This is a genomic window from Frigoribacterium sp. PhB116 (assembly GCF_004364285.1).
In the GTDB taxonomy this organism is placed as follows: Bacteria; Actinomycetota; Actinomycetes; order Actinomycetales; family Microbacteriaceae; genus Frigoribacterium.
Genome location: NZ_SOBE01000003.1, coordinates 165,616 through 189,318, shown reverse-complemented (window position 1 = coordinate 189,318; position 23,703 = coordinate 165,616). Strand labels below are relative to the sequence as shown.

The following is a 23,703-nucleotide window of genomic DNA, read 5'->3' as shown; positions in this document are numbered from 1 at the left end:
GTGCGCTCCCGAGGTTGGTCACAGCGGCGGACGACCGGTCCGCGTCACCATCACCCCCTTCGTCAGGAGACGACATGAACGACCAGCAGAACCCCTTCGACCGCGACGGCGACCTGGGCCGCGACGGCAGCGGCGCCGGCGACGGCGATCGTCACCGCGACCAGCGCGACGCCTTCGGCGCCCCGCGGCAGGACTCGACCGCCGACGACACGACCCGCGAGCTGCCCCTCTCGCCCCGCGTCGCGTCGGAGCAGGGCGTGCCCGCCGCTCCGCGCCGACGGGTGACGAAGCGGCTCGGGATCGGCCTCGGCGTCGCCGCGGTCGGGCTCGCGCTCGTCGGCGGCACGGCGGCGGTGGCGTCGTCGGGCGGCGGCGCGAGCACGCTGACGGCGGCGACGTCGAGCGCGTCGCCGAGCCCCAGCGCGAGCTCGGACGCAGGAGGCGGCACGGACTCCGCGGACGAGACCGGCCCCGCGGCCCCCGGCTCGGACGCCTCGGGGTCGCCGACGCCCGCCGCGCCGGGTGCGAAGGGCGACGAGGCCGACGGCGACGCACCGGCCGACCCGCTCGCGGGCGGCCCCGGCTGCGCGCCGGGCGCCGCTGTCGAGGGCGGCCCGGCCGCACCCGCGCCGGGTGACGCACCCGGGCCGGGCGCGAAGGGTGCCGACGGGGCCGAGCGCCCGACGCCGCCCTCCCCGCCGGCCGACGCTCCGACCCCCGGCGAGGAGGGCTCGGGCAGCGGCGACCGCCCCACGCCGCCGACCGACGCGCCCGCCCCGCCGACGGACGCTCCGTCTGCCCCCGCCGGCGAGTCCGCCACCGGCAGCTGACCCGCTCCTCCTCGTGCACCTCGAAGTGGACGACGCACCCCGTCATGTCGGGGTCCGTCGTCCACTCCGGGGTGCCCGGTCGGCCGGGCCGGCCGGGTCGGAGCCGTGCTGAGCAGTCGCGCCGAGGCAGACCGCTCGGTCTGTCCGCAAGGCGCAACGGCAGCGGTCGGCGCTGGCGCCCTAGATGCGGCTGCATGTACCGTCGGCGAGCGCCACCGCGCCACCCGACCGGGACGGATCCCGGCACCACCGCCAGGACGGCCCATGACCACCCTCCGAGACCGCACAGCAGCGACCCTGCTCGCGTTCGCCCGCCCCTACCTCGCCCTGCACCTCGGCGTGCTCGGCGTCAAGATCCGCCGGGCGCCGTTCCCCCGGGACGAGGCCGTCGCATCCGTGCCGGGCCCGGACGCAGCCCGCCTCCTCGTCGTCGGCGACCTGGCCGCGTCGGGGTACGGAGTCCTCCTGCACGGCATGGCGTTCCCGGCTCAGCTCGGGGGCGCCTGGTCCGGCCGGACCGGTCGGGGCTGCTCCTGGAAGACGATCGCCGACCCCCTGATGACCGTCCGCCGAGCCGCGCACCACCCCCGGCTCGGCGCAGCTGCGGCCGACGCGGACGCCGTGGTCGTCGCCCTCGGAGTGCCCGACGTGCTCCAGCTCACCGCGAGCGAGGACATCGTCGCCTCCGCCGGTCGTCTCGTCGCACGCGTCCGCTCGGCCGCGGGCCGGGAGGTGCCCGTGCTGCTGGCGGGGCTGCCGCCCATGACGCAGTTCCAGGGGCTCTCCCCCGCCGCCGCCCGCCTGATCGGCTCGCAGCTGAGGCGCGTCGACGACGCCCTGCGCCAGGTCGCCGCCCAGTTCGCCGGCGTCGAGTTCGTGGGCTTCCCCTCCTGGGACCTCGGCGGCACGACCCTGCGCCGGGCCTTCTCGTTCAGCGCGATGCACCGCGGCTGGGCGAGCGCCGTCGCGGCGGGGCTCGAGCTGTCCGACCCCGGTCCCGCGCCCGATCCCGGGTCCTCCGTCGTCGTCGAGGCCGAGCAGGTCGCGCAGGAGGCGGCGGCCGCGACCGGCGTGACCGACACGTCTGTGACGCTGGCCGCGTAGCGCCGCGCCCCGGCCCGAGCGGGACCGCACCGGTCGCCGAGCGACGTCGCGACGTAGTCTCGGCAGGGTCGCGCGGAAGTCCACGACGACGCCGACGAGGGCGAGCAGCGACGCGACCACGACCACGACCACGAGCGACCAGACCGATCGGACCCGACATCATGGCGATCTCCAACCTCCCCTACGACGACCGCGCGATCGTCGACGCGCTCAAGACCGTGCCCGTGCAGAGCGAGACGATCAGCAAGGTGTCCGTCAACTTCCTGGACAACGAGATCAGCGAGCAGTCGACGGCGACCGTCACGGCCACGCTCAGCTGGGTGGTCAGCTCGGCCGAGGCCGTGCGGATCCTCGAGCGTGCCGCACCCGCGGCGAGCGAGTCGGCGCCCCGCCTAGCAGCCCAGGGCTGATCCGGCCAGCCCTGGCCGAGGCTGTACGACACCGGTCCCGTCGTGGGATCATGGCCCCCAGCCGACTGCCGTGGGGGTCATGATCCCTGCGTGGCCGAACCGACTGGTGCTCCATGGTCGACGCTTCTGGGACGTCGCCTCGGCAGGGAACCACCGCCACCGAGAGGACACCCCGTGGGCTACCTGATCTACGACGGCAACACCGCAGAGATCCACATGGACGACCGCACCCTCGCGCACCTGCAGATCGTGGTCATCAACAAGCTCCGGCGCCAGGAGAGCTTCGCCTTCTCGTGGAAGGAGCCCGCCTCGGCGGGAGACGGTCGCAGCACGATCTGGATCTACCCCACGGTCAGCCTCCGCTTCAAGTTCGAGGGGAGCCGCCCTCCCGTCGTCAACCAGGCCTGGCTGACGGTCCTCTCGAACGCCGCGAACAGCGGCACCGGCCTGCAGATGCTGCCCGAGCCGATCGACCGTGGTGCCGTGCACGCCGGCGGGCAGCACGAGCGGACGGCCAGGGGCGCCTAGCCGACCTGGTGCACCGCGTAGCTGGCGACGAAGCCGAGCACGGTCACCAGCCCGGTCAGCGTCTGCGCCTTCCGGAACGCCTCCGGGATCATGGTGTCGCAGATCATCGCGAGGATCGCCCCTGCCGCGAACGCCATGACGAACGACTGAGCCCCCTCCGGCACGCCGCCCAGGAGCGCGTACCCACCGACCGCCGACAGCGCGCAGACCACAGCGATGCCCGACCAGAGCCCGAACACGTACCCTGCGCCGCGTCCTGACTCCTTGAGGTCGGCGGTGCTCGACATCCCCTCCGGGAAGTTCGAGATGACGACGGCGACGAGCACCGCGACGCTCAGCGATCCGCCGCCCGTGAGGCTGACGCCCTGCACGGCAGTCTCGGGCACGCCGTCGAGCAGGGCGCCGAGAGCGATGCCGAGACCCGTGCCGCCGCTCGCTGCTGCGGCCCTCCCGCCGTGGCCACGACCTCCGCGGCTGTCGCTCGCGGCGTCGTCCGCGGGCTCGCTCCGGTCGTGGCGACGACGGTGCCGCTTCAGACGGAAACCGCCGTGCTCGAGCAGCTGGTCGAGCACGACGTAGACGACCGCCCCGACGACGAAGCCGGAGATCGTCGGCACGAAGCCGCCGCTGCTGGTCGCCTCGTCGACGAGGTCGAAGGCGAGGGCCGAGATCAGGACGCCGGCGCCGAACGCCATCACGAGGGCGACCAGCTCGCGGGGCACCTTCACGAACCAGGCGACGAGCGAGCCCACGACGAGCGAGAGGCCGGACAGCAGGCCGGCGAGGCCGGCGAGGAGGAGCGGTGAGGTCACGGGATCCGGTGTACTCCGCCTCGGGCATGGTGGGTCGCCAGCCGCCTGTACCCCGTTCGCGCTTCCTGTCGCGGCCGTAGCGCACCCCTCGTTCGGGGCGCAAGCCCCTGACGGTCACGCGTCGCCCTCCCTAGATTCAGGAGGACAAGACAGGGCGGTCCTCGTGCTCGACACGGCCTCGGCCGCCCGTCCCCCTCCGCCTCACAGGAAGGACGACACGATGAGCCTCTACATCTCGGATCCCCGCGTGCACCCTGCCTCGATCGGCGCGTACCCCAAGCGCCGTCGCCCGGTCACGGTGCTGCCGCCCATGCGGTCGGCCCGGCCGCCGGAGCCCACCTACGCGGACTTCTTCGACGCCGGTCGGATCGCGAGGGCCGCCGCCGTCTGAGCGCTCGGCCCGGGGTGGTCAGCCCCGGGGCGTCCGCACTGCGAGCTGCACCGCGAGCCCGACGCCGACGAAGGCCGTCATGAGCCCGCCCATCACGAGTGCGGTCCCGCCGAGGGCGCCGGCGAGCGGCGTCGCGAGCCCGCCGAGCCCGAACTGCAGCCCGCCCTGCAGCGCGGCTGCCGATCCGGGCCAGCGGTGCCCGAGCGCCTGCGTCAGCGTGATCGACCCGGGGATGACGAAGCCCCAACCCGCCGTGACGAGCGCGAGCGCCGCCCAGACCAGCAGGGGACCGACGCCGGTCGCCGCGCCCACCAGCACGAGCGCCGACCCGGCGGTGCAGGTGACGAGGCCTGCCGTGTAGAGGGAGTCCTCGGCGAAGCGCCCCACCAGCCGCCGGAAGAGCAGCGTCGACAGGATCATGCACGACGCGTTCGAGGCGAAGACGAGGGTGTAGCCGAGCTCGCTGAAGCCGTACTGCTCCTGGAACACGAACGACGACGTCGAGATGTACGAGAAGAAGCCGATGGTCGCGGCACAGCCCGTGACGAGGTACCAGCGGAACCGCGGGATCCGCAGCAGCTCGCCCATCCGGCGACCCGCGGCGCCGAGGGAGGCGCCCGATCGGGAGGCGGCGGGCAGCGTCTCGGGGAACCGCACGGCCGACAGCAGCGTGAGCGCCAGGCCGAAGACGGCGAGCACCACGAAGAGCGAGCGCCAGGCGGCGACCGTCAGCACGACGCCGCCGACCAGGGGCGCGACGACCGGTCCGAGCGAGTTCACGACCGCCAGGGAGGCGAAGAGCCGGCTGCGGCGCGTGCCCGTCGTGGAGTCACCGACCATCGCCCGCCCCGCGATGCTGCCCGCCGCGCCGCCGAGTCCCTGCAGCACGCGCGCGACGATCAGAGTCGTCGCGTCGGGCGCCAGGGCACAGCCGAGGGAGGCGACGGTGAAGACCGCGGTGCCGATCAGCAGCACCCGGCGTCGGCCGATGCCGTCGCTGAGCGGGCCGATCACGAACTGGCCCAGCGCGAAGCTGACGAGGAACGCGGTCAGGCTGAGCTGCGCGACGGCTGTCGTGGTCCCGAGGTCGCGGGCGATGGCCGGCAGCGCCGGGACGTACATGTCGGTCGCGAACGGCGAGATGCCGACCACGAGGGCGAGCAGGGTGATCGACGACCGTCGACGGGTCCACGAAGAGGCGGGGGTCGTGTCGTCGTCGTCCACCTGCCCGACGCTAGTCGTTCATCGTCCCGGCCCGCGCCTCCTGCGGGGTGCTCGTCGCCGGGGCACGGGCGAGCGGGGCCGCTAGCGCTCGGCGTCGGCGCGGGCGCGCTGGCGGACGCGCACCGTGAGGACGGCGGCGCCGATCAGGGCCGAGACCAGCGACCCGACGAGCACGCCGACCTTGACGACGTCGTCCTGCTCGCTGCCGGTGCCGAACGCGAGCTCTCCGACGAGCAGCGACACCGTGAACCCGATGCCGGCGACGAACGAGAGGCCGACGATGTCGGGCCAGCGCAGGCTCGGGTCGAGCCGGATGCCGGGGAGGCGCGTCACGAGCAGCGACGACAGGGTGATGCCGATCGACTTGCCGAGCACCAGGGCGAGGATGATGCCCAGGGCGACGCTGTCGGTCAGCGCCTCACGGAGACCGGCGAAGCCGCCGACTGTCACCCCGGCCGAGAAGAAGGCGAAGATCGGCACGGCGACCCCCGACGAGATCGGGCTCCAGCGCTCGGCGAAGTGGTGGGTCAGCGGGTGCCGTTCGACGTGGCCGTCCGGGCCCGTGTGGTCGACGCCCGCGCGGCGGGTCGCGATCGCCGGGACGAGCAGCCCGAGGACGACGCCCGCGATGGTGGCGTGGATGCCCGACGCGTGGACCAGCGCCCACGCGACGACGCCGAGCGGGATGAGCAGCCACCACGAGCGGACGCCGCGGCGGACGAGCAGCGCGAAGAGGGCGAGCGGGACGAGCGCCGCCAGCAGCGGGAGGAACAGGATGCCCGACGTGTAGAAGACGGCGATGATCGAGATCGCGAGCAGGTCGTCGACGACGGCGAGGGTGAGCAGGAACGTGCGGAGCGCCGGCGGGAGGCGCTTGCCGACGACCGCGATGACCGCGACGGCGAACGCGATGTCCGTCGCGGCGGGGATGGCCCACCCCTGCAGGGCGTCGCCGCCCGCGTCGAGGTTGACGAGCGTGTAGATCACGGCGGGCAGGGCGACGCCGCCGAACGCCGCGGCGATGGGCAGGGCCGCCGCGCGTGGGTCGCGGAGCGAGCCCGCCACGAACTCCTGCTTCAGCTCGAGGCCGACGACGAAGAAGAAGATCGCGAGCAGCCCGTCGGCGGCCCAGGCTCCGATGCTGAGGTCGAGGTGCAGCGCGGCCGGGCCGATCGTCGTGTCGCGGACGGCGCCGTACCAGTCGGCGGCGGGGGTGTTCGCGAGCACCAGCGCGAGCACGGTCGCGCCGAGCAGCAGCAGGCCGCCCGTCGTGTCGCGGCTCACGAAGCGGGCGAGGCGGGCGCCGCGGCCGAGCGGGCCGGGGGCGTGCGCGGGCGGCGCTGGCGTGGATGCCGGCGTGGACGGCGCCTGGCCCGACGGGACGGGGGCGGACGAGGAGGCGTCGGGGACGTCAGGGGACACGGTTGCTCTCAGAGGGGGTCGCGGAACGGCGGGCACGGGAGTGCGCCCGGGTCGTCGACGACCCGGGCGTGGTCACGCCGTGGGCGGCGGACATCCCGCGATCTCGCCGTGGGCGTTGCTGCCCCAGAGGCTCATCCAGCCGTTGGTGCCGCACGTGCGCTTCGTCAGGACGAGCCGCTTCGGGAACGCCTGCCGTGCCGCGCGCTGGCGGCGCGTGCTGCGGGCGGTCGGGTGGCTGGTCACGTCCCGATGGTACCCGTGCCTGCAGATGCCGACCGGGGAGGGTCAGCGGGCGGCGAGGCGCAGGTCGACGCCGGCGTCGCGCAGCGCCGCGGCGGCCTCGTCGCCGAGGGCGTCGTCCGTGATCACGCCGTCGAGCTCGTCGAGCCGCAGCGCGCGGTACCGGCCGAAGCGCCCGTACTTCGAGCTGGCGGCGACGAGCACGGTCCGCTCCGCGACCGCGAGGGCCGCCCGCTTGGCCTCGATCTTCGCCTCGACGGGGGTGGTGACGCCGTGGCTGAGGTCCCACGAGCTCGACGAGACGAACGCGAGGTCGAGCGACAGCTCGGCGAGGGCGACGCCGGTGAGGCGTCCCATCGTCGACTGGTTGGCCCGGTCGACGCGTCCGCCGACGCAGATCAGGTCGGCCGTGGGGTGGTCGAGGAACGCCTGCACGGTCGCGAGGTCGTTCGTCACGACGGTCAGGTCGGAGACGTCGTCGAGGTGCCGGCGCATCGCCTGCACCGTGGTGCCCGCGTCGAGGTAGACGGTCATGTGGTCGTGCACGAGGGCGGCCGCCTCGCGGGCGATCGCCTCCTTCTCGGCGACGTCCGCCTCCTGCTTGACGGCTCGGCTCGGCTCCTCGACCAGGCGCGAGGCGAGCTTCGCGCCGCCGGCGGTCGCGCTGACGCGGCCGGCGTCCTCGAGGGCGGCGACGTCGCGGCGCACCGTCATCTGGCTGACGCCGAGCAGCTCGGTCAGCTGCCGGTAGCTCAGCACCCGCTCGCGCTGCAGGTGCTCGACGATCGACTCGCGGCGCTGCTCGGGGATGAGGGGGGTCGACACGCGCGCCAGCCTAGTTGTCGCGGCCCTCGCCGGCGGCGGGCGGGACAGGGGCCGAGGAGGCGGGCGAGACCGCAGCCGAGGAGGCGCCGCCCTCGTCCGCGGGACCGGTCCAGGGCATCCCCCACGCGGCCGTGATGGCGCGGACCTGGTCCGGCGCGATCAGGCGGCGGGCGGCGCCCTGGGTGAGCAGGGCGATGCGGCACGCCTCCTCGAGCTCGATCGTGCTCTGCACGGCCCGGTCGAGGTCCTCGCCGCTGACGACGGCGCCGTGGTTCGACAGCAGCGCGGCCCGGAACGGCAGCGGGCTGTCGCCGACGAGCGCGCCCATGGCCGGGTCGCCGGGGGCGACGAACGGCAGCAGCGGCACCTGGCCGACCCGCATCAGCGCGTACGGCGTCAAGGGCGGGACGGCGCTGTGGGCCGACCACGGCTCGAGGCACGACACGGCGACCGCCGACGGGGAGTGCACGTGGACGACGGCGGTGTGGGCAGGGTCCTTGGCGTACATGGCCAGGTGCAGCGCCACCTCCTTCGACGGCGCGGGGCCGCCGAGGTGCGCGCCCGCCAGGTCGAGCACCGACAGGTCGTCCGGCGCGAGGTCGCCGAGCTGGGTGCCGGTGCCGGTCATCAGCAGGCGGTCGCCGTCGCGGACGCTGACGTTGCCCGAGCTGCCGGGGCTCAGCCCGGCTGCGACGAGGGCGCGACCGGCGGCCACGAGGAGGCGGCCTGCCGACGCGTGCTCCGCCGCGCTCTCGAGGCGCCCGGGCTCCGCAGTCCGCGTCGCCGTCCGTGCGTCGGCGCCGCTCATGCCAGCGCCTCCCAGGCGCTCGAGAAGAGGTCGACCGCGCCGAAGTTGCCGCTCTTGAGGACGAGCGCCACCTCCCGGCCGTCGTCGGTGGTGGCCGCGCTCCAGCAGACGCCGGGGGCGAGCAGGGGCCCGATCGTGAGCAGGCCGACGCCGAGGGAGCCGACCACGGCGCCGCTCGTCTCGCCGCCCGCGACGACGACCTGGTCGACCGTGCCGTCGGCGACGAGGTCGAGCACGAGGCCCGACAGGACCGTCTCGACGACCTCCGAGGCGCTGACGACGGCGCCCGCGCCTCCTGCGGGCAGTGCCCCCGCGGGCACGACGTCCGACGGCTGGCCGACCGAGTACACGACCGGCACGGAGGCGTCGTCGAGTCCGCGCACCCACTCGGCCAGCGAGGCGGTCTCGGCCTCGGGATCGGCGAGCGCCTGCGCGATGTCGACCTTGCGGGTCGGGTGCCCGGCGGCGGCCGCGGCCGCGACCTGCGCCTGCGTGGTGGTCGAGGCCGAGCCGCACACGACGAGGCGGCGACGCGAGAAGGAGGGGAACGGGGCGCCGGCGGTGTCGGCTGCGTCCGCTGCGCCCGCTGCGCCCGGCGTGATCGGGTCGAGCCCGAGCGCGAGGCCGGCCCCGCCGCTCACGAGCCGGTGCCCGGCCGTCGCCTGCGCGATGGCCCTCAGGTCGCTGTCCTCGACGGCGTCGACGACGAGGTAGCCCGCGGGGGCGGCGTCGAGCGCCTCCCGCAGCGCGTCGGCCCCGCGGCGCACCACGTCGAGCCCGATCTCGGTGACCGTGGCGGGCGTCTGCGGCGAGAGCAGGTCGCGCAGCCGCGACCGCGTCATGGGCGTGAGCGGGTGGTGCCGCATGGACGAGTCCTCGAGCAGGTCGTCGCCGACCCACAGCGAGCCGTCGCGCACGGTGCGGCCGGTGCCCGGGAACGCGGGCACGACGACGCTGCGGTCGGTGCCGAGGCGCTCGCGGAGCGCGTCGAGCACCGGCCCGATGTTGCCCTCGTCGGTCGAGTCGAAGGTCGAGCAGTACTTGAGCCAGAAACGGTCGGCACCCCAGCCGAGGAGGCGGTCGGCGGCCCCCAGGGACGCGCGCACCGCCTCCTCGACGGGGGCGGTGCGCGACTTGAGGGCGACGACGACGGCGTCGAGCCCGGCCACCTGCTCGTCGGGGACGGGCCGGTCGCCGATCACGACGGCGGCCCGCAGCCCGCGCGAGTGCAGGGCGGCGGCGAGATCGGTGGCTCCTGTGAAGTCGTCGGCGACGGCACCTGTGAGCATGGGGACCTTCCGGTGGAGACATGTCGTCCGTCGTCGGACGCGACGGAGCCATCTCAGCATATGTGACTATTTGGTGCGATCTTTGACAATCTGTGAAGTCAGGCTACGGTTGCCCACGAAGCCCCGGCCGACCGATCCCTCTCGGACGACAGGCCACCTCGAACGAACGGGAACAACGGTGATCCTCCACTCGACGTCGCGCCGCGCGACCCAGGCCCGCGAGACCCCGGTCCGCGTCCTCCTCACCGGAGCGAACGGCGGGTACGGCCGCACCCTGCTCGACCAGCTGCGCCGGCTCGACGACATGGTCGCGACCCAGCTCGTCGATCCCGACGTCGCCGGCACCACGCGGATGCTCGACGAGCTCGGCGTCCCCGCCGACCGCGTCGCGACCCCCTCCACCGTCGCCGAGACGACCGCGGCGCTCGCCGCCGGCCAGGTCGCCGTGATCGCCGACGGCGCCGCCGTCGACTGGAGCGCCGCCGACGTGCTGGTCGAGGCCACCGGGCGCATCGAGGCCGGCCACGGCTACGCCGACACGGCCCTCGACCACGGCGTGCACGTCGTCATGGTCAGCAAGGAGATCGAGTCCGTCGCCGGCGTCGCCCTCAGCGCCAAGGCCCGCGCCGCCGGCCTCCGCTACCTGCCCGGCGACGGCGACCAGCCCGCGAACCTGCTGCGCCTCGTCGCGTGGGTGCTCGACTGCGGCTTCGACATCGTCGCCCTCGGCAAGTCGAGCGAGTACGACCTCGCCTTCGACCCGGCCACCGGCGTCGTCGACCAGGCCGGCACGACCATCCACGCCCCCGGGCTCGCCGACCTGCTCGAGCTCGGCGACAGCCCCCTCGAGACGGTGGAGGCGCGGGCCGCCCAGGTCGCCTCGCTCAAGCGCAGCGCCGCGGCCGACCACTGCGAGATGACCGTGGTGTCGCTCTACACCGGCGCGCGCGCCGACGTCGAGGGCATGCACTACCCCGTCGCCCGGCCGCACGAGCTCGCCGACCTCTACGCCACCCGCGAGGACGGCGGCCTGATCGGCCGCACCGGCAGCGTCGACGTGTTCTCGATGCTCCGCCTGCCCGGCGAGGCCAGCTTCGCCGGCGGCGTCTTCGTCGTCGTCCGGACGGGCGACCCCGTCACGTGGGAGACCCTGCGAGGCAAGGGCCACGTCGTCAGCCGCGACGGCCGGTACGCCTGCATCTACTGGCCGTACCACTTCATGGGCGTCGAGACCCCGCTGACCATCGCGGCAGCCGTCGACGGCGGGTCGTCCGTCGCCCAGCCCCGGCAGCACACGGTGCTGGCCGCACGGTCGAGCTCGGCGCTCGCCGCGGGCACGACGTTCCGCGTCGAGGGGCACCACCACGAGATCGCCGGCGCCGCACCCGTCATCGTCGATCCCGACGACCACGGCGTCGCGCCGTACTACCTGCTCAGCGGCGCGCGGCTCGTGGCCGACGTCGCCCCGGGCGAGCTCGTGCGCCTCGACGACCTCGCCGACGTGCCCGCCGCCGCGCTGGCCGCGTACCGGACGGGCCTGGCCCTCGGGGCCTGACCCGCTCCTCCTTCCCTTCCTCATCACCCCCACCCCTCGCACAGGAGATCGACGACGATGCCCCTCAGCCCGACACCGCCCGCCCCCGCCCCGATCGAGGTGACCTCGTGAGCGTCGAGATCATCGCGCTGATCGTCCTGGTCGCCGTCTTCACGATCTCGGCCGTGCGCAACGTCCACATGGGCGCGCTCGCGCTCGTCGCCGCCCTCGTGGTCGGCGTGCTCGTCGTCGGCGAGAGCCTCGACGACGTGCTCGGCGGGTTCCCCGTCGACGCCCTGCTCATCCTGCTCGGCATCACGTACCTGTTCGGCATCGCGCGGGTCACCGGCACCATCGACTGGCTGGTCGACCGCTCGGTGCGCCTGATCGGCGATCGCGTCGCGCTCATCCCGTGGGCGATGTTCGTCATCGGCACGCTCGTCGCCTGCCTCGGCACCTCGCACGCCGCGTTCACGATCGTCCCCATCGCGATGAGCCTCGCGCACAAGCACAAGATCCACTCGACGATGATGGGCATCGTCATGAGCTCGGCCATCGTCGGCGGCGCGCTCGCCCCGACGAGCATCAACGGCATCACCGTGATGACCGTGGCCCGCACCGCGGGGATCCCCTACAACCCCGCGCTGATGTTCGGGCTGTCGATCGGCATCAACACGCTCGTCGTGCTCGTCGCCTTCTTCCTGTTCGGCGGGCGCGAGCTGATCGCCCGGACGCGCGCCGCGGGGGCCGCCGCCGCGGGCTCGGGTCGTTCCGGCTCCGGCTCCGGCTCGGGCTCGGGTCCTGGCTCGTCGCGTCGCCGCGCCGGCGGCCCCGGGATCGGCGGCTCCGGCCTCGCGACGACCGTCGCCACGAGCGAGGGCGCCGTCGGCACCGCCGCCACCGGTGCGGACCGCGCCCAGGCGGGCGCCGCCTCCTCGGCCACGACCGCCTCCGCGACCTCGACGGCCACCGCGACCGCCGCCTCCTCGACCGGCGCCGTCTCGCTCGACGACGCCCCCGCCGAGAAGCTCAGCGGCTACCAGCTGCTCGTGCTCGTCTCGATCCCGGTGCTGATCGTCGGCTTCTTCACGATCACGCTGCTCGACGTCGACCTGAACCTCGGCGCCGTGGCGCTGACGATCGCCGTGCTGCTCGCCTTCGTGAACCCCGACGTGGGCCGCCAGGCGCTCGGCCGCATCGACTGGGGCACCATCCTGCTGCTCGGCGGCATCATCACCTACGTCGGCGTCCTGACCCGCCTCGGCGCCATCGACCAGCTCGGCGAGGCCGCCCGCTCGGTCGACTCCCCGCTGCTCGCCGCCCTCGTGATCTGCGTGATCGCCGGGCTCGTGTCGGCCTTCGCGTCGACGATCGGCATCCTCGGCGCGCTCATCCCGCTCGCCGTGCCCCTGCTGATCCCCGGCGGAGGCCTCGAGATGACCGGCTTCATCTACGCGCTGGCCATCTCTGCGTCGCTGGTCGACTGTGCGCCGTTCGGCACGACGGGCGCGACCATCGTCGCCTCGGGCGTCGAGGAGGAGCGGCCGCGCCTCTACCGCCACCTCATGTTCTGGGGACTGTCGATGGTGGTCATCGGGCCGGTCGTGACGCTGCTGCTGTTCGTGGTGCCCTTCCTCTGGGCCTAGCCCGGCGCGGGCGCGCGCCTGTCGGGCACGACCCGACCCGAAGACGACGAACCTCCGTGATGTTCCGCGGAGGTTCGTCGTCTTCACGTCGGCACGTTCCTCTGCGAGGAGGCACGGGTCAGGCCGCGGGGGAGCCGCCCGTCACGGGGCGCAGCAGCGCCGCGACGACGTCGCCCATCAGGTCGCCGGGCGCGACGTCACCGGTGGCGGGCGCGTCGAAGGCGGAGCCGACCGAGATGGTGATGAGGAGGCGCGCCAGCTGGTCGGAGGAGAGCCCGGTCGCGTCGGGCGTGCGTCCCTGGAACACCTGGTCGACGAGGCCGCGCAGCGTGTCGAGCACGGCCCGGCGCTGCTCGACGAAGACCTCCATGACGCGCGGCTCGGCGAGCGCCTGCGAGCGGAGCTCGGACATCAGGCTGAAGTCGTCGGCCGTGCCCGGGCCGTAGGGGGCGAAGGCCGCGCGGATCGCCGCGGGAAGATCGGGCAGGTCGGTGCCGGGCACGCGCATCTCGTGCAGGGCCCGGAGCGCGCCGTCCGTCTCCCGACGCAGCAGGGTCACGACGAGGTCGGCCTTGGAGTCGAAGTTCGAGTAGACCGCGCCCTTGCTGAACCCGGCCGCCTTGGCCACATCGTCGAGGGTCGTCGCGTGGACGCCGTGGCGCGCGAAGAGCCGGCTCGCCGCCTCGATCAGGCGCTCGCGCACCTCGGCGCGCGGAGGGCGCTTGGTGGGGGCGCTCCCGGTCGTGGACATGTCGTCACCCTAACGTCCGGGCGACGGCTGTCGTCTGCGGCGCGCAGGGCCGGGATCCGTTGCATACTGGCGGGTATCCACCCGCTAGGATCATCCTGCCTGGTGGACCCGAGACACCAGGAACGACCGAGCGCGCGTCGAGCGAGGCCGCCCGAACGAGCCGCCGCCCCGCGCGCTCGGTCCCGTCCCTCCTCCCGGGCTGCCCGCTGAACGGCCCAGCGCGAGGCCGTCTCGCCGTCCCGCCGTGCGCGGACGGCCCAGCTGTGGATGAAGGAGGCGCTGCACCTGTGGACTTATCCACAAGTGACAGCGTCACAAAAGCCCTGGTCAGAGACGCGTATGTAAGTTACAGCCGTGTAATTTCCACACAGTAGTCCACAGCTTCCCTCGGTTATCCCCCGAAAGAGTCGCTCTCGACACACGTTTTCCACATGCTTCTCCACACGCTGTGGGGGAGGCTCGCGCACCTTGCGGTCACCCCCGGGCTGGGTGCGTCGGCCCCTCGCGTCGAGGCCAGGGCGATCGCTAGGCTCCCGACCGTGTACGTCCTCTTCACCGTGGCGATGTTCGCCGTCAGCCTGATCGCCCTCGTCGACATCGTGTCGCGCGATGACTCGCAGGTGCGCGGGCTGCCCAAGCTCGTCTGGGTCCTGCTCGTCGTGTTCGTGCCGCTGCTCGGCAGCGCCCTGTGGTTCATCGTCGGCCACGACTGGAGCGCCACCCGTGCGGCGGGGTCGTTCGGGGGGCGCTCGTCCGAGAACGTCTCGTTCGGGGACCCGCGACGATCGGAGCGCGCCGGCTTCGGGGGCTCACGTCGCGCCTCCTCGTGGTCGTCGCAGCCGACCGCCCCGCGCCGGAAGACGACCGAGGAGCAGCTCGCCGACCTCGACCGCGAGATCGAGTTCCACGAGCAGCAGGCCCGCCTGCGCGCCCTCGAGGTCGAGGTGGAGAAGCGCAAGCGCCTCGAGTGACGCTGGGCTCGGCCTGACCGGGCGACGCGCTCGACGGTGATCGGTCCTTAGTCGTAGACGCGGCCGAGCACCCACTGCCCCGCGCCGTCGCGGAGCACCTCGAACATGTGCGTCGTGCCGACGCCGTCGGTGGCCTGGAACCGCCACCCCACGAACTGCTGTGGCGGGTGCGTGATGAGCGCGGGCACGAAGGCCGGCTCGTGCCACATCTCGGTCGGGGTGTCCGTCACGCGCCACCGGGTGCCGTCGTGCACGAGCCGGTCGGGCGTGCCGTCGACGAACCAGAGCGCGACGGCCGATCGGGTCGTGGAGATGTTCATCGGGGTCGCCTCTCTCTCGAACACGTGTTCGAACAGGAGGCGAGTGTAGGCAGGCCGGATCGGCTCGCGCAACCGCTCCGGCGTGTCGTCGGTCCCGCCTCCTGGACGCTCGCCCCTGCCCTCCTCGACGCCGGCCTCAGCCCCTGAAGAACCGCGTTCCGAACCATGAACCGAGTTATTTCGCGGTTCATGGTTCGGAACGCGGTTCGAGGCGTGGCTCACACTCGGGGCGGCAGAGTCAGGCCCGCGCGGGCAGCGCCCCGAGCGGCATCCCGAGCGCGGCGGCGACGCCCGGCGCGACGACCGCGCCGGCGACGACGTTGAGCCCGGCGGCGAGGGCCGGGTCCGTCGCCGTGGCCGCCTCCCAGCCCTGGTCGGCCACCGCCACCACGTACGGCAGCGTCGCGTTGGTCAGGGCGCGCGTCGACGTCTCGGGCACGGCGCCCGGCATGTTCGCGACGCAGTAGTAGACCGTGTCGTGCACGGCGAAGGTGGGGTCGTCGTGGGTGGTCGGCCGCGACCCCTCGAAGCAGCCGCCCTGGTCGATCGCGATGTCGACGAGCACGGCGCCCGGCTTCATCGTCGCGACCATCTCGTCGGTGACGAGCTTCGGCGCCGCCGCCCCCGGGATCAGCACGGAGCCGATCACGAGGTCGGCCTCGCGCACCTGTGCGGCGATCTCGAACGGCGACGAGTGCCGCGTGGCGACCCGGCCGTCGAAGCGCGACTCGAGCGCACGGAGGCGCGGCAGCGACAGGTCGACCACGGTCACGTCCGCGCCCAGGCCGAGGGCGTTCGCGGCCGCGTGCTCGCCGGCGACCCCGCCGCCGATCACGACGACCTTCGCGGCCGGCGTGCCGGGCACGCCGCCGAGCAGGGTGCCGCGACCGCCGGAGGCGCGCATCAGGTGGTACGCCCCGACCGTGATCGACAGGCGCCCTGCCACCTCGCTCATCGGCTGCAGCAGCGGCAGCGAGCGGTCGGGCAGCTGCACCGTCTCGTAGGCGATCGCGGTCGTGCCCGAGGCGACCAGCGCCTCCGTCAGGGGCCGGTCGGCGGCGAGGTGCAGGTAGGTGAAGACGACCTGGTCGGCGCGCAGGTGGCGGTGCTCGGACGCGATCGGCTCCTTGACCTTGAGCAGCAGGTCGGCGGCGGCCCAGACCTCGTCGGCGGTCGCGACGATCGTCGCGCCGACGGCGGCGAAGTCCTCGTCGTGGATGCGCGAGCCGAGCCCCGCGCCTGCCTGCACGAGCACCTCGTGGCCCCGGCGCACCAGGGCGTCGGCCCCGGCGGGCGTGAGGGCCACCCGGTTCTCGTTGTTCTTGATCTCGGTGGGGACTCCGACGCGCACGATTGCTCCGATCTTCGTCAGGAGCGCCTCGTCGCGACCCTGCTCATCCAGTGTGACCCGATCGTGGCGATCGTTCGTTTCGGACCTGTTTCGACCGAAGCATCTTCTGCGAAGATGCCCCCATGGCTGCATCCGACCCGAGAGAAGACGTCCCCGCGAGTGCAGGGCCGAACGATCTTCGTGCCCCCGGCCCGCTCGACGAGCTCGACCTGCGCCTCCTCGACGTGCTCGGGACGGACGCGCGCATCTCGAACGCCGCGCTCGCCGCGGCGGTGGGCGTCGCGCCCTCGACCGCGCACGTGCGGCTGCGCTCGCTGATCGACCGCGGGGTGGTGACGGGGTTCCTGACGAGCATCGACCAGCGGAGCCTCGGGCTGCCGCTGCAGGCGATCGTCGGCGTGACCCTGCGGCCGGGGTCGCGGCAGGCCGCCATCACCGCCTTCTCGGAGGCCGTGCGGAGCCTGCCGCAGGTGCTGCAGGTGTTCTTCCTCGGCGGGCACGACGACTTCATCGTGCACATCGCCGTGGCAGACTCGAGCGAGATCCGCACCTTCGTGGTCGACCACCTCTCCGCCCAGCCGTCGGTCGCCTCGACCCGCACGAGCATCGTCTTCGACTACCACCGCAACGGGGTCGCGGCGTCGTTCCGCTGAGGTCGGGCACGAGGAGGGGCGGGTCACGGTCCCCTGGGAGTCGCGGTCGGTCTCCGTCCGCCTCGCCTACCGTCCGCCTCATGCGATCGACACGAGCAGCTCTCACGAACCGGACCCCAGCCCGCGCGACCCTCGCCAGCACCCCGTCACCCAGCGCCCCGTCACCCCGCACGCCGTCACCCCGCACGCGCCTGTCCCGCACGCCGTCGGCCCGCGCGACCCTGACCGGCGCCGCACTCGCCGTCGCGGTGCTCGGGGCCACGGCCGGCTGCACCTCCGCCGAGGCCGAGGGCACGACCCCGACGGTGACCGTCACCTCCGCCCTCGACCCCGTCCCCTCCGCGTCGGCGACCTCGGCCGCCTCGCCCGCGGTCGAGCTCGTCCGCGAGTACCTCGACGCGGCCGCGGCCGGCGACGCGGCCGCCGCCTGGGCCCTGCTCACGCCCGAGGCGCAGGCCTTCTACCCGTCCGAGCAGCAGTTCGCCTCGCTGTTCGGACGGGACGGGACCGTCACTCCGGAGGCGGCCGGGCAGCTCGCCGCGGCGACCTTCGAGGAGACGAAGGCCTTCGAGGACGTCGTCACCGTCGTCAGCGCGACGACCGAGGCCGAGGCCGACGCGTGGATCGTCCGCGAGTCGTCGGCGGGCCTCCGCATCGACGACGCCGGCGTCCCCTCGACCGGCGACTCGGTCTACGAGTGGACGAACCCGGCCGTTGGCGCCGAGGACGTCGCCGCGACCGCGGACGCGGGTGCCGCCCCCTTCGACGACTCGGCGCCCGCCTCCCTCTCGTTCGCGTCGCCGGCCTCGGCGGACGCGACCGGGCCCTCGACGGTCGGGTACCCGAACGGCCTGTTCGCGTTCGTCGACGGGGTGGAGACCCCCGTGGACGAGCCCGTCTCGGCCGGCTCGGGCCGCGAGTTCACGATCCCCGTGGGCTCGGCCTCGACCGACGGGGCACCCCGCGGCCTGACGGTCGTGTGGCAGGTCGGGACGTCGCCGGGGTCCTTCCGCAGCAGCACCGTCCTGCTCTGAGCGACGGGCGGTCGTGCACCCGGGCAGCTCGCAGCCGGCCCGCCAGGCCGGCTAGCGCGCCCAGTCCTCCAGGTCGACCGCGATGACGAGGTCGGACCACGCGTCGGGGTCGAGCTCGACGTCGTCGATGGTCCCGACGGCCACGTGGTCGCCCGGGCGCACGAGCACCGCGAGGACGCCCCGGTCGGCGGTCGGGACGTCGACGAAGGAGGCGCCCGTCGCGACGGCGTCGAGCACCCGCCCCTTGAGGGCGGACACGTCGGCGTCCGCCGCCAGGCGGTACTCGTGGCGGCCGACGGCCAGGAAGGTGGATGCCATGGTTCTCTCGTCTCGTCGCTGGCCGCCGAGGGAGTGGCGGCACGATCGCGTCGGGCCCGAGGTCCAGGGGTCTCACACGTCTCCGACAAGCGTCGCACGACGTGCGCTCCCGCGCCAGGGGGCCGGGTAACCTCACATCCATGGACGACCTCACTCCCGTGGACGACACGGACCTGGCCGGCAGCCTGCTCGCGTCCCTGCCCGTGACCGGCGTCTCCGTGTCGACGATGGGCGAGCTGCTCCGCACCGAGACGGTGTCGGCGAGCGACCCGACGGCGGCGCGACTGGACGAGCTCCAGTTCGACCTCGGCGAGGGGCCCTGCTGGGACGCCGTCGCCGAGAGGCGTCCCGTGCTCGAGGGCAGCCTCCGGCTCGCCCCGCGGCGCTCCTGGCCGGCCTTCTCGCGTGCCCTGCTCGACCACGAGGGCGTCGAGGCCCTCTTCGCGTTCCCGCTCCTGCTCGGCCCGCTCGCCCTCGGTGCGATGGACCTGTGGTGCGACCGTCCGGGCGAGCTCCCCGACGCGAGCGCGCGCCGCGCCTCCGCGCTGGCCGACGACCTCAGCCGTCACCTCCTGCGCCGTGCCGTGCGCGACGTGGCCGACGACCAGGCCGAGGAGGTGCGGGTCGACAAGTACTCCCGCCGTCGCGTCCACCAGGCGACCGGCATGGTGCTCGCCCAGGCCGACGTCTCGGTGGAGGACGCCGAGCTGCTGCTCCAGGGCCGCGCCTTCGCCGAGGGCGTGTCGATGACCGACATCGCCGACGCCGTCCTCGAGGGACGCGTGAGCTTCGCCGCCGCCCCGGACGACCCCCGCCCCGACGAGCGGGAGCAGGAGTGGTGAGCGAGGCGGGCCGCGAGGCCGTCCTCGTCGACGCCTTCGCCACCCTGGCCGACAGCCTCGTCGCCGGGTTCGACGTCATCGAGCTGCTGCAGACGCTCGTCGAGACCTGCCGGTCCGTCCTGGACGTCCAGGAGGCGGGCATCCTGCTCGCCGACGAGGACGGCGACCTCGACGTGGTCGCGTCGACCAGCGAGGCGAGCACCCTCGTCGAGACGATGCAGCTGGACGCTCGCTCCGGCCCGTGCTGGACGTGCTTCACCACGGCGGAGCCCGTCTCGCTGCCCGACGTCGCCGTCGACCAGGGGCGCTGGCCGGAGTTCGCCGCCGTCGCCCGTGAGCAGGGCTTCCGATCGGTGCACGCCGTGCCGCTCCGTCTCCGAGGGACGGTCATCGGCACCCTCAACCTGCTGCGCACCTCCGTGGGCGCCCTCAACGAGCGCGACGTGAGGGTCGGGCAGGCGCTCGCCGACGTCGCGACGATCGGGATCCTGCAGGAACGCACGCTGCGCGAGAGCGCGGTCGTGCAGGAGCAGCTGCAGGGCGCGCTCGACACCCGCGTCGTGATCGAGCAGGCCAAGGGCGTCGTCGCGCACGTGCGCGGCGTGAGCACGGACGAGGCGTTCGTGCTCATCCGTCAGCACGCCCGCAGTCGGCGGCTCAAGCTGGTCGAGGTCGCCGTGCAGCTCGTCGAGCGCCGCCTGACGCTCTAGCGCTGCCCGGAACTCGGTCGCAGGGCGAACGGAGCAGCCGCGGGCCCCTCCTCCGTGAACGAGCACGGCGGCAGCGCCGTAGATTCGACGGATGTTCCTCTCCCACGAGGTCGACCCCCGGTCGGCCACGGCTGTCGTCCGCGCTCGCCTGCCGCGCTCGGTGGCCGGCTCCCTCGGGCTCGCCGCCGACCTGACCCGTCGAGGAGGCGCGGCACCCGTTCCCGGGGCCGGCTCGACCGCCGACCTGTGGCTGGCCCTCGCGACCCTCGCGGCCCACGACGTCGGAGCGGCGCGGGCGGTCGAGCCGCACCTCGACGCGACCGCGATCCTCGACCAGGCGCGGGAGGCGGGCACGGTGGTGCTGCCGACCCGCGCCTCCTCGGCGGACCGGTTCACCTGGGGCGTCTTCGCGGCCGAGGGCCCGGGCGCGAAGCTCGTGGCGGAGCCCGCGGCGACCGCCGGCTCGGTGACCGCCGCAGGTGCGGGAGACGACCGTACCTCCTGGACGCTCACCGGCACCAAGCCGTGGTGCTCGCTCGCGGGCGTGCTCGACGGCGCGCTCGTCACCGCCTGGGTCGGCGACGAGCGCCGCTTGTTCGCCGTCGACCTCCGCCAGCCCGGTGTCGAGGTCGTGCCCGGCGCCTGGCACGCGCGCGGCCTGGTCGAGATCCCGTCGGGGCCCGTGACGTTCGCGTCCGTGCCGGCGACACCCGTCGGTGAGCCTGGCTGGTACCTCCGCCGCCCCGGCTTCGAGTGGGGCGGCATCGCCGTCGCCGCCTGCTGGTACGGCGGCGCGGTCGGCGTGGCCGGTACCCTGCTGAGGTCCGCGGTCGCCCGCGACCCCGACCCGTGGCTGCTCCGGGCGCTCGGCGTCGTCGACGAACGCCTCGGCGACGCACGTCGCGCACTGGAGGAGGCGGCCGTCGCCGTCGACTCCGGCCGAGCGGTCGGGCAGGAGGCGCGGCTCCTGGCGAAGAGGACGCGCGCGACCGTCGCCCACGCGGCCGAGGACGTGCTCGCCGCCGTCGGCGGAGCGCTCGGCCCGGCGCCGCTCGCCTCCGACCCGGAGCACGCCAAGCGCGTGGCCGACCTCGAGCTGTACCTGCGGCAGCGGCACGCGTCGAAGGACGACGCGTCGCTCGGCGGCGCCGTGCGCGACGCTGCCGTCGCGGCTGTGTCTGCGGCTGCGGCTGCGTCTGCTGCCGCCGCCCTGCCTGCGGCCGACGATGTGACGCTCCCCGGGGGTCCCGCGGCGCCGGACGCCCCCGGAGCGTCACCTCGACGACCCGCCGACGTCGGCGGAACCGTCGCCGGCGCCCGCACGGGCAGCACGGGCACTGCGGGGATCGCCCCGTGGTGAGCTTCGACGCCCGCGAGCCCGGCACCTCCGTGGCGACCTGGCGCTCCGACCCGCGCTGGGCGACGCTGCCTGCTCCGCGTCCCCTCGACCCCGCGATCGTGCCCGCCGTCGCCGAGCCGGACGCGCCCGGCGCGTTCGACCTGGTCGGCGCCTCCGGCCCGGTGGTGGTCCTCGCCGCGCACCCCGACGACGAGACCCTGGGCGCCGGATCCCTGATCGCGCAGCTCGTGCGGCAGGGACGCGCCGTGACGGTCGTCGTCGTCACCGACGGGGCGGCGTCGCACCCGCGCTCGACGTCGACACCGGCCGGGTCGCTCCGCGAACTGCGCCTGGCCGAGGCCCGCGCCGCGCTCGACGAGCTCGTCGACCCCGCGGGCCTGGGCGCGCCGATCGAGCTGGTCGCCCTCGGCGTCGCCGACGGCGGTCTCCGCGAGGCCCGCGACGTCGTCCGCCGCCAGCTCGCCGATCTGCTCGCGGAGCGCCGGCCCGTCCTCGTCCTCGCTCCGTGGCGGGGCGACGGCCACCGCGACCACCGGGTGCTCGGCGAGGTCGCGGCGGAGCTCGTGGGAGGCGACGGGTCCGCGCTGCCGGACGCCCGCCTCCTCGAGTACCCGATCTGGATGTGGCACTGGGGCGGGCCCGACCACCCCGACGTGCCGTGGGACGCGCTCGTGCGCGTCGACGGCGACGAGGAGGTGGGCCTCGCGAAGCAGCGGGCGCTCGTCCGGTACTCCTCGCAGGTGCTGCCGCTGAGCGACCGGCCCGGCGACGAGGCCGTGCTGCGGCCCGACTTCGTCGAGCACTTCGTCGGCGGCGCGGAGGTCTTCGTCGAGGCGCCCGCGCCCGAGCCCGCGCCCGCTTCCGTGCCCGCCGACACGCTCGCGCCGTCGTTCGACGCGACGCACGCGCGCCGAGACGACCCCTGGGGAGTCACGACGCGCTGGTACGAGCGCCGCAAGCGCGCCCTCGTGCTCGCCTCCCTGCCCGACGAGCGCCTCGGCCGGGTGCTCGAGATCGGCTGCTCGATCGGCGTCGTCACCGAGCAGCTCGCCCTGCGTGCGGACTCCGTGCTCGCCGTCGACGTCTCGTCGGTCGCCGTCGGGCGGGCCCGCGAGCGCTTGGCCGCCCAGCCGCACGTGCGCGTGGAGGTCGCCGACGTCTCGGCCGGACTGCCCCGGGGCGACCACGCGCTCGACCTCGTCGTGCTCGGCGAGGTCGGCTACTACCTGTCTCCCGAGGCGCTCGGAGCGCTGCTCGTCGACGTCGACCGCGTGCTCGCGCCGGGCGGCTCGCTCGTCGCCTGCCACTGGCGGCACGGTGCCGACGACTTCGCGCAGGGCGGCGACGAGGTGCACGAGGCGCTCGCCGCCTGGGCCCGCGACGCGGGCCTGACGCGCGTCGTCGGCCACGTCGAGGAGGACTTCCTCCTCGACGTCTTCTCGCGCGACCCCCGATCGGTCGCGAGCAGGACGGGCCTCCGATGAGCGCGCGGCCCGCCATCTCGCAGCCCGCGATCCCGCCGCGGCCGACCGCGCAACCCGTGACGCCGGCCGCGACTCGCTCGCCCACGACCCCGCCGCGCATCTCCGGCGTCGCGGTCGTCGTCCCCGCACGCGACGAGGCCGAGCTGATCGCGCGGTGCCTCGCCTCGATCCGCGAGGCGCGCCTCCTGCTGGCCGGTCGTGCCGCAGCCGGTGGTCCCGGGGCGGCAGGGCAGGGCCGAGACGAGGAGGTGCGGGTCGTCACCGTCGTCGTGGCCGACGACTGCTCGGACGACACGGCCGCGATCGCGGCCGCCGTCCCCGACGTGACGGTGGTCGAGACCCGCCTCCGCTCCGTCGGGGCCGCCCGCTCCGAGGGAGCCCGGGTCGCCTTCGCCAGTCTCGCGGAGCACGGCGTCTCCGCCGACGCCGTCTGGCTGGCCGCCACGGACGCCGACTCGGCCGTCCCGCCCGCGTGGCTGACCTCGCAGCTCGACCTCGCCGACCGCGAGGGCGCGGACGTCGTCGTGGGCACGGTGCGCCCGGACTTCGCCGACCTGTCGGACGCCCAGGTCGCGGCCTGGCTGTCGCGGCACACTCCCGGGCGGCCGAACGGGCACGTGCACGGCGCCAACCTCGGCCTGCGCGCGACGGTCTACGAGGCGGCCGGCGGCTTCGGCGAGCTCGACCTGCACGAGGACGTCGAGCTCGTCGCCCGCGCCCGTGCCGCCGGGGCGATCGTCGTCGCGTCGGAGGCCGGCGAGGTGCTCACGTCGGGCCGCCAGGTCGGCCGCACCCGCGGCGGCTACGCCGGCTACCTCGCGAACGACCTGCTCGCGTAGCGCCCCC

Annotated in this window: 26 protein-coding genes; 15 read left to right on the top strand and 11 right to left on the bottom strand. The window is 74.5% G+C overall.

What is annotated here, in order from left to right; genetic code table 11:
* The first annotated feature begins 74 nt into the window (after window positions 1-74).
* The 4 genes from EDF20_RS12180 to EDF20_RS12165 all read left to right on the top strand — a co-directional run bounded on the left by EDF20_RS12180 (window position 75) and on the right by EDF20_RS12165 (window position 2,872).
* Window positions 75-830 (top strand): hypothetical protein, encoded by a 756-nt coding sequence (locus EDF20_RS12180; RefSeq protein WP_123548445.1) that lies wholly within the window; start codon window positions 75-77, stop codon window positions 828-830.
* A 264-nt stretch (window positions 831-1,094) separates the two neighbouring features.
* Entirely contained in the window at window positions 1,095-1,934 is an 840-nt protein-coding gene (locus tag EDF20_RS12175) for a GDSL-type esterase/lipase family protein (RefSeq protein WP_123548446.1), read from the top strand.
* A 161-nt stretch (window positions 1,935-2,095) separates the two neighbouring features.
* On the top strand, window positions 2,096-2,344 hold the full coding sequence (locus EDF20_RS12170) for a hypothetical protein (RefSeq protein ID WP_123548447.1): 249 nt from the start codon (window positions 2,096-2,098) through the stop codon (window positions 2,342-2,344).
* Between the two features lie 174 nt (window positions 2,345-2,518).
* The gene (locus EDF20_RS12165; RefSeq protein ID WP_133738847.1) at window positions 2,519-2,872 is read left to right on the top strand and encodes an ATP-dependent DNA ligase; all 354 of its coding nucleotides are present in this window, start codon (window positions 2,519-2,521) and stop codon (window positions 2,870-2,872) included.
* Here EDF20_RS12165 and EDF20_RS12160 read toward each other — a convergent pair.
* On the bottom strand, window positions 2,869-3,684 hold the full coding sequence (locus EDF20_RS12160) for a ZIP family zinc transporter (protein WP_133738846.1): 816 nt from the start codon (window positions 3,682-3,684) through the stop codon (window positions 2,869-2,871). The genes EDF20_RS12165 and EDF20_RS12160 overlap by 4 nt on opposite strands.
* Window positions 3,685-3,904: 220 nt before the next feature.
* On the opposite strand from EDF20_RS12160, the gene EDF20_RS15740 reads away from it, so the two are divergent.
* Window positions 3,905-4,075 (top strand): hypothetical protein, encoded by a 171-nt coding sequence (locus EDF20_RS15740; RefSeq protein ID WP_166644817.1) that lies wholly within the window; start codon window positions 3,905-3,907, stop codon window positions 4,073-4,075.
* An 18-nt stretch (window positions 4,076-4,093) separates the two neighbouring features.
* On the opposite strand, the gene EDF20_RS12155 is transcribed toward EDF20_RS15740, so the two are convergent.
* The 6 genes from EDF20_RS12155 to otnK all read right to left on the bottom strand — a co-directional run bounded on the left by EDF20_RS12155 (window position 4,094) and on the right by otnK (window position 9,883).
* Window positions 4,094-5,299, bottom strand: a complete 1,206-nt coding sequence (locus EDF20_RS12155) for a multidrug effflux MFS transporter (RefSeq protein ID WP_133738845.1) — start codon at window positions 5,297-5,299, stop codon at window positions 4,094-4,096.
* Between the two features lie 81 nt (window positions 5,300-5,380).
* Window positions 5,381-6,583, bottom strand: coding sequence for a Na+/H+ antiporter NhaA (gene nhaA / locus EDF20_RS12150; RefSeq protein WP_243833481.1), 1,203 nt, complete (start codon window positions 6,581-6,583; stop codon window positions 5,381-5,383).
* 210 nt (window positions 6,584-6,793) lie between these two features.
* Window positions 6,794-6,964, bottom strand: a complete 171-nt coding sequence (locus EDF20_RS15735; protein WP_158614691.1) for a hypothetical protein — start codon at window positions 6,962-6,964, stop codon at window positions 6,794-6,796.
* Between the two features lie 42 nt (window positions 6,965-7,006).
* The gene (locus tag EDF20_RS12145; RefSeq protein ID WP_233569178.1) at window positions 7,007-7,786 is read right to left on the bottom strand and encodes a DeoR/GlpR family DNA-binding transcription regulator; all 780 of its coding nucleotides are present in this window, start codon (window positions 7,784-7,786) and stop codon (window positions 7,007-7,009) included.
* A gap of 10 nt (window positions 7,787-7,796) precedes the next feature.
* On the bottom strand, window positions 7,797-8,594 hold the full coding sequence (locus EDF20_RS12140; protein WP_133738843.1) for a class II aldolase/adducin family protein: 798 nt from the start codon (window positions 8,592-8,594) through the stop codon (window positions 7,797-7,799).
* Window positions 8,591-9,883, bottom strand: coding sequence for a 3-oxo-tetronate kinase (gene otnK / locus EDF20_RS12135; RefSeq protein ID WP_208292639.1), 1,293 nt, complete (start codon window positions 9,881-9,883; stop codon window positions 8,591-8,593). The genes EDF20_RS12140 and otnK overlap by 4 nt, the downstream gene beginning before the upstream one ends.
* A gap of 178 nt (window positions 9,884-10,061) precedes the next feature.
* Here otnK and EDF20_RS12130 point away from each other — a divergent pair, with 178 nt between their 5' ends.
* Both EDF20_RS12130 and EDF20_RS12125 read left to right on the top strand, forming a co-directional pair.
* A complete protein-coding gene (locus EDF20_RS12130; RefSeq protein ID WP_243833476.1) occupies window positions 10,062-11,438 on the top strand; it encodes a homoserine dehydrogenase in 1,377 nt (458 codons plus the stop codon).
* Between the two features lie 107 nt (window positions 11,439-11,545).
* Entirely contained in the window at window positions 11,546-13,063 is a 1,518-nt protein-coding gene (locus tag EDF20_RS12125) for an SLC13 family permease (RefSeq protein WP_166644816.1), read from the top strand.
* A gap of 118 nt (window positions 13,064-13,181) precedes the next feature.
* Here EDF20_RS12125 and EDF20_RS12120 read toward each other — a convergent pair whose 3' ends face one another.
* Window positions 13,182-13,814: a TetR/AcrR family transcriptional regulator gene (locus EDF20_RS12120; protein WP_133738840.1), complete on the bottom strand. Its 633-nt coding sequence runs from the start codon at window positions 13,812-13,814 to the stop codon at window positions 13,182-13,184.
* A gap of 539 nt (window positions 13,815-14,353) precedes the next feature.
* On the opposite strand from EDF20_RS12120, the gene EDF20_RS12115 reads away from it, so the two are divergent.
* Window positions 14,354-14,785, top strand: coding sequence for a PLDc N-terminal domain-containing protein (locus EDF20_RS12115; protein ID WP_166644815.1), 432 nt, complete (start codon window positions 14,354-14,356; stop codon window positions 14,783-14,785).
* A 47-nt stretch (window positions 14,786-14,832) separates the two neighbouring features.
* Here EDF20_RS12115 and EDF20_RS12110 read toward each other — a convergent pair whose 3' ends face one another.
* Together EDF20_RS12110 and ald are read right to left on the bottom strand one after the other, a co-directional pair.
* Window positions 14,833-15,105, bottom strand: a complete 273-nt coding sequence (locus EDF20_RS12110) for a hypothetical protein (protein ID WP_123548591.1) — start codon at window positions 15,103-15,105, stop codon at window positions 14,833-14,835.
* 238 nt (window positions 15,106-15,343) lie between these two features.
* Window positions 15,344-16,456, bottom strand: coding sequence for an alanine dehydrogenase (ald, locus tag EDF20_RS12105; RefSeq protein WP_133738838.1), 1,113 nt, complete (start codon window positions 16,454-16,456; stop codon window positions 15,344-15,346).
* A gap of 122 nt (window positions 16,457-16,578) precedes the next feature.
* Here ald and EDF20_RS12100 point away from each other — a divergent pair, with 122 nt between their 5' ends.
* Window positions 16,579-17,109, top strand: coding sequence for an Lrp/AsnC family transcriptional regulator (locus EDF20_RS12100; protein WP_133738837.1), 531 nt, complete (start codon window positions 16,579-16,581; stop codon window positions 17,107-17,109).
* An 80-nt stretch (window positions 17,110-17,189) separates the two neighbouring features.
* A complete protein-coding gene (locus EDF20_RS12095) occupies window positions 17,190-18,143 on the top strand; it encodes a hypothetical protein (RefSeq protein WP_133738836.1) in 954 nt (317 codons plus the stop codon).
* A 51-nt stretch (window positions 18,144-18,194) separates the two neighbouring features.
* Here the strand turns inward: EDF20_RS12095 and EDF20_RS12090 are convergent, their stop codons facing one another.
* Window positions 18,195-18,461, bottom strand: a complete 267-nt coding sequence (locus tag EDF20_RS12090; protein ID WP_133738835.1) for a hypothetical protein — start codon at window positions 18,459-18,461, stop codon at window positions 18,195-18,197.
* A gap of 140 nt (window positions 18,462-18,601) precedes the next feature.
* Between EDF20_RS12090 and EDF20_RS12085 the strand changes: the two genes are divergently transcribed.
* From EDF20_RS12085 to EDF20_RS12065, 5 genes are all read left to right on the top strand, one after another.
* Entirely contained in the window at window positions 18,602-19,303 is a 702-nt protein-coding gene (locus EDF20_RS12085; protein ID WP_133738834.1) for an ANTAR domain-containing protein, read from the top strand.
* Entirely contained in the window at window positions 19,300-20,013 is a 714-nt protein-coding gene (locus tag EDF20_RS12080; RefSeq protein WP_123548592.1) for a GAF and ANTAR domain-containing protein, read from the top strand. The genes EDF20_RS12085 and EDF20_RS12080 overlap by 4 nt, the downstream gene beginning before the upstream one ends.
* Window positions 20,014-20,104: 91 nt before the next feature.
* Window positions 20,105-21,373, top strand: coding sequence for an acyl-CoA dehydrogenase (locus EDF20_RS12075; protein WP_133738833.1), 1,269 nt, complete (start codon window positions 20,105-20,107; stop codon window positions 21,371-21,373).
* Window positions 21,367-22,857, top strand: a complete 1,491-nt coding sequence (locus EDF20_RS12070) for a bifunctional PIG-L family deacetylase/class I SAM-dependent methyltransferase (RefSeq protein WP_133738832.1) — start codon at window positions 21,367-21,369, stop codon at window positions 22,855-22,857. The genes EDF20_RS12075 and EDF20_RS12070 overlap by 7 nt, the downstream gene beginning before the upstream one ends.
* A complete protein-coding gene (locus EDF20_RS12065; RefSeq protein ID WP_133738831.1) occupies window positions 22,854-23,696 on the top strand; it encodes a glycosyltransferase in 843 nt (280 codons plus the stop codon). The genes EDF20_RS12070 and EDF20_RS12065 overlap by 4 nt, the downstream gene beginning before the upstream one ends.
* Window positions 23,697-23,703 lie beyond the last annotated feature (7 nt).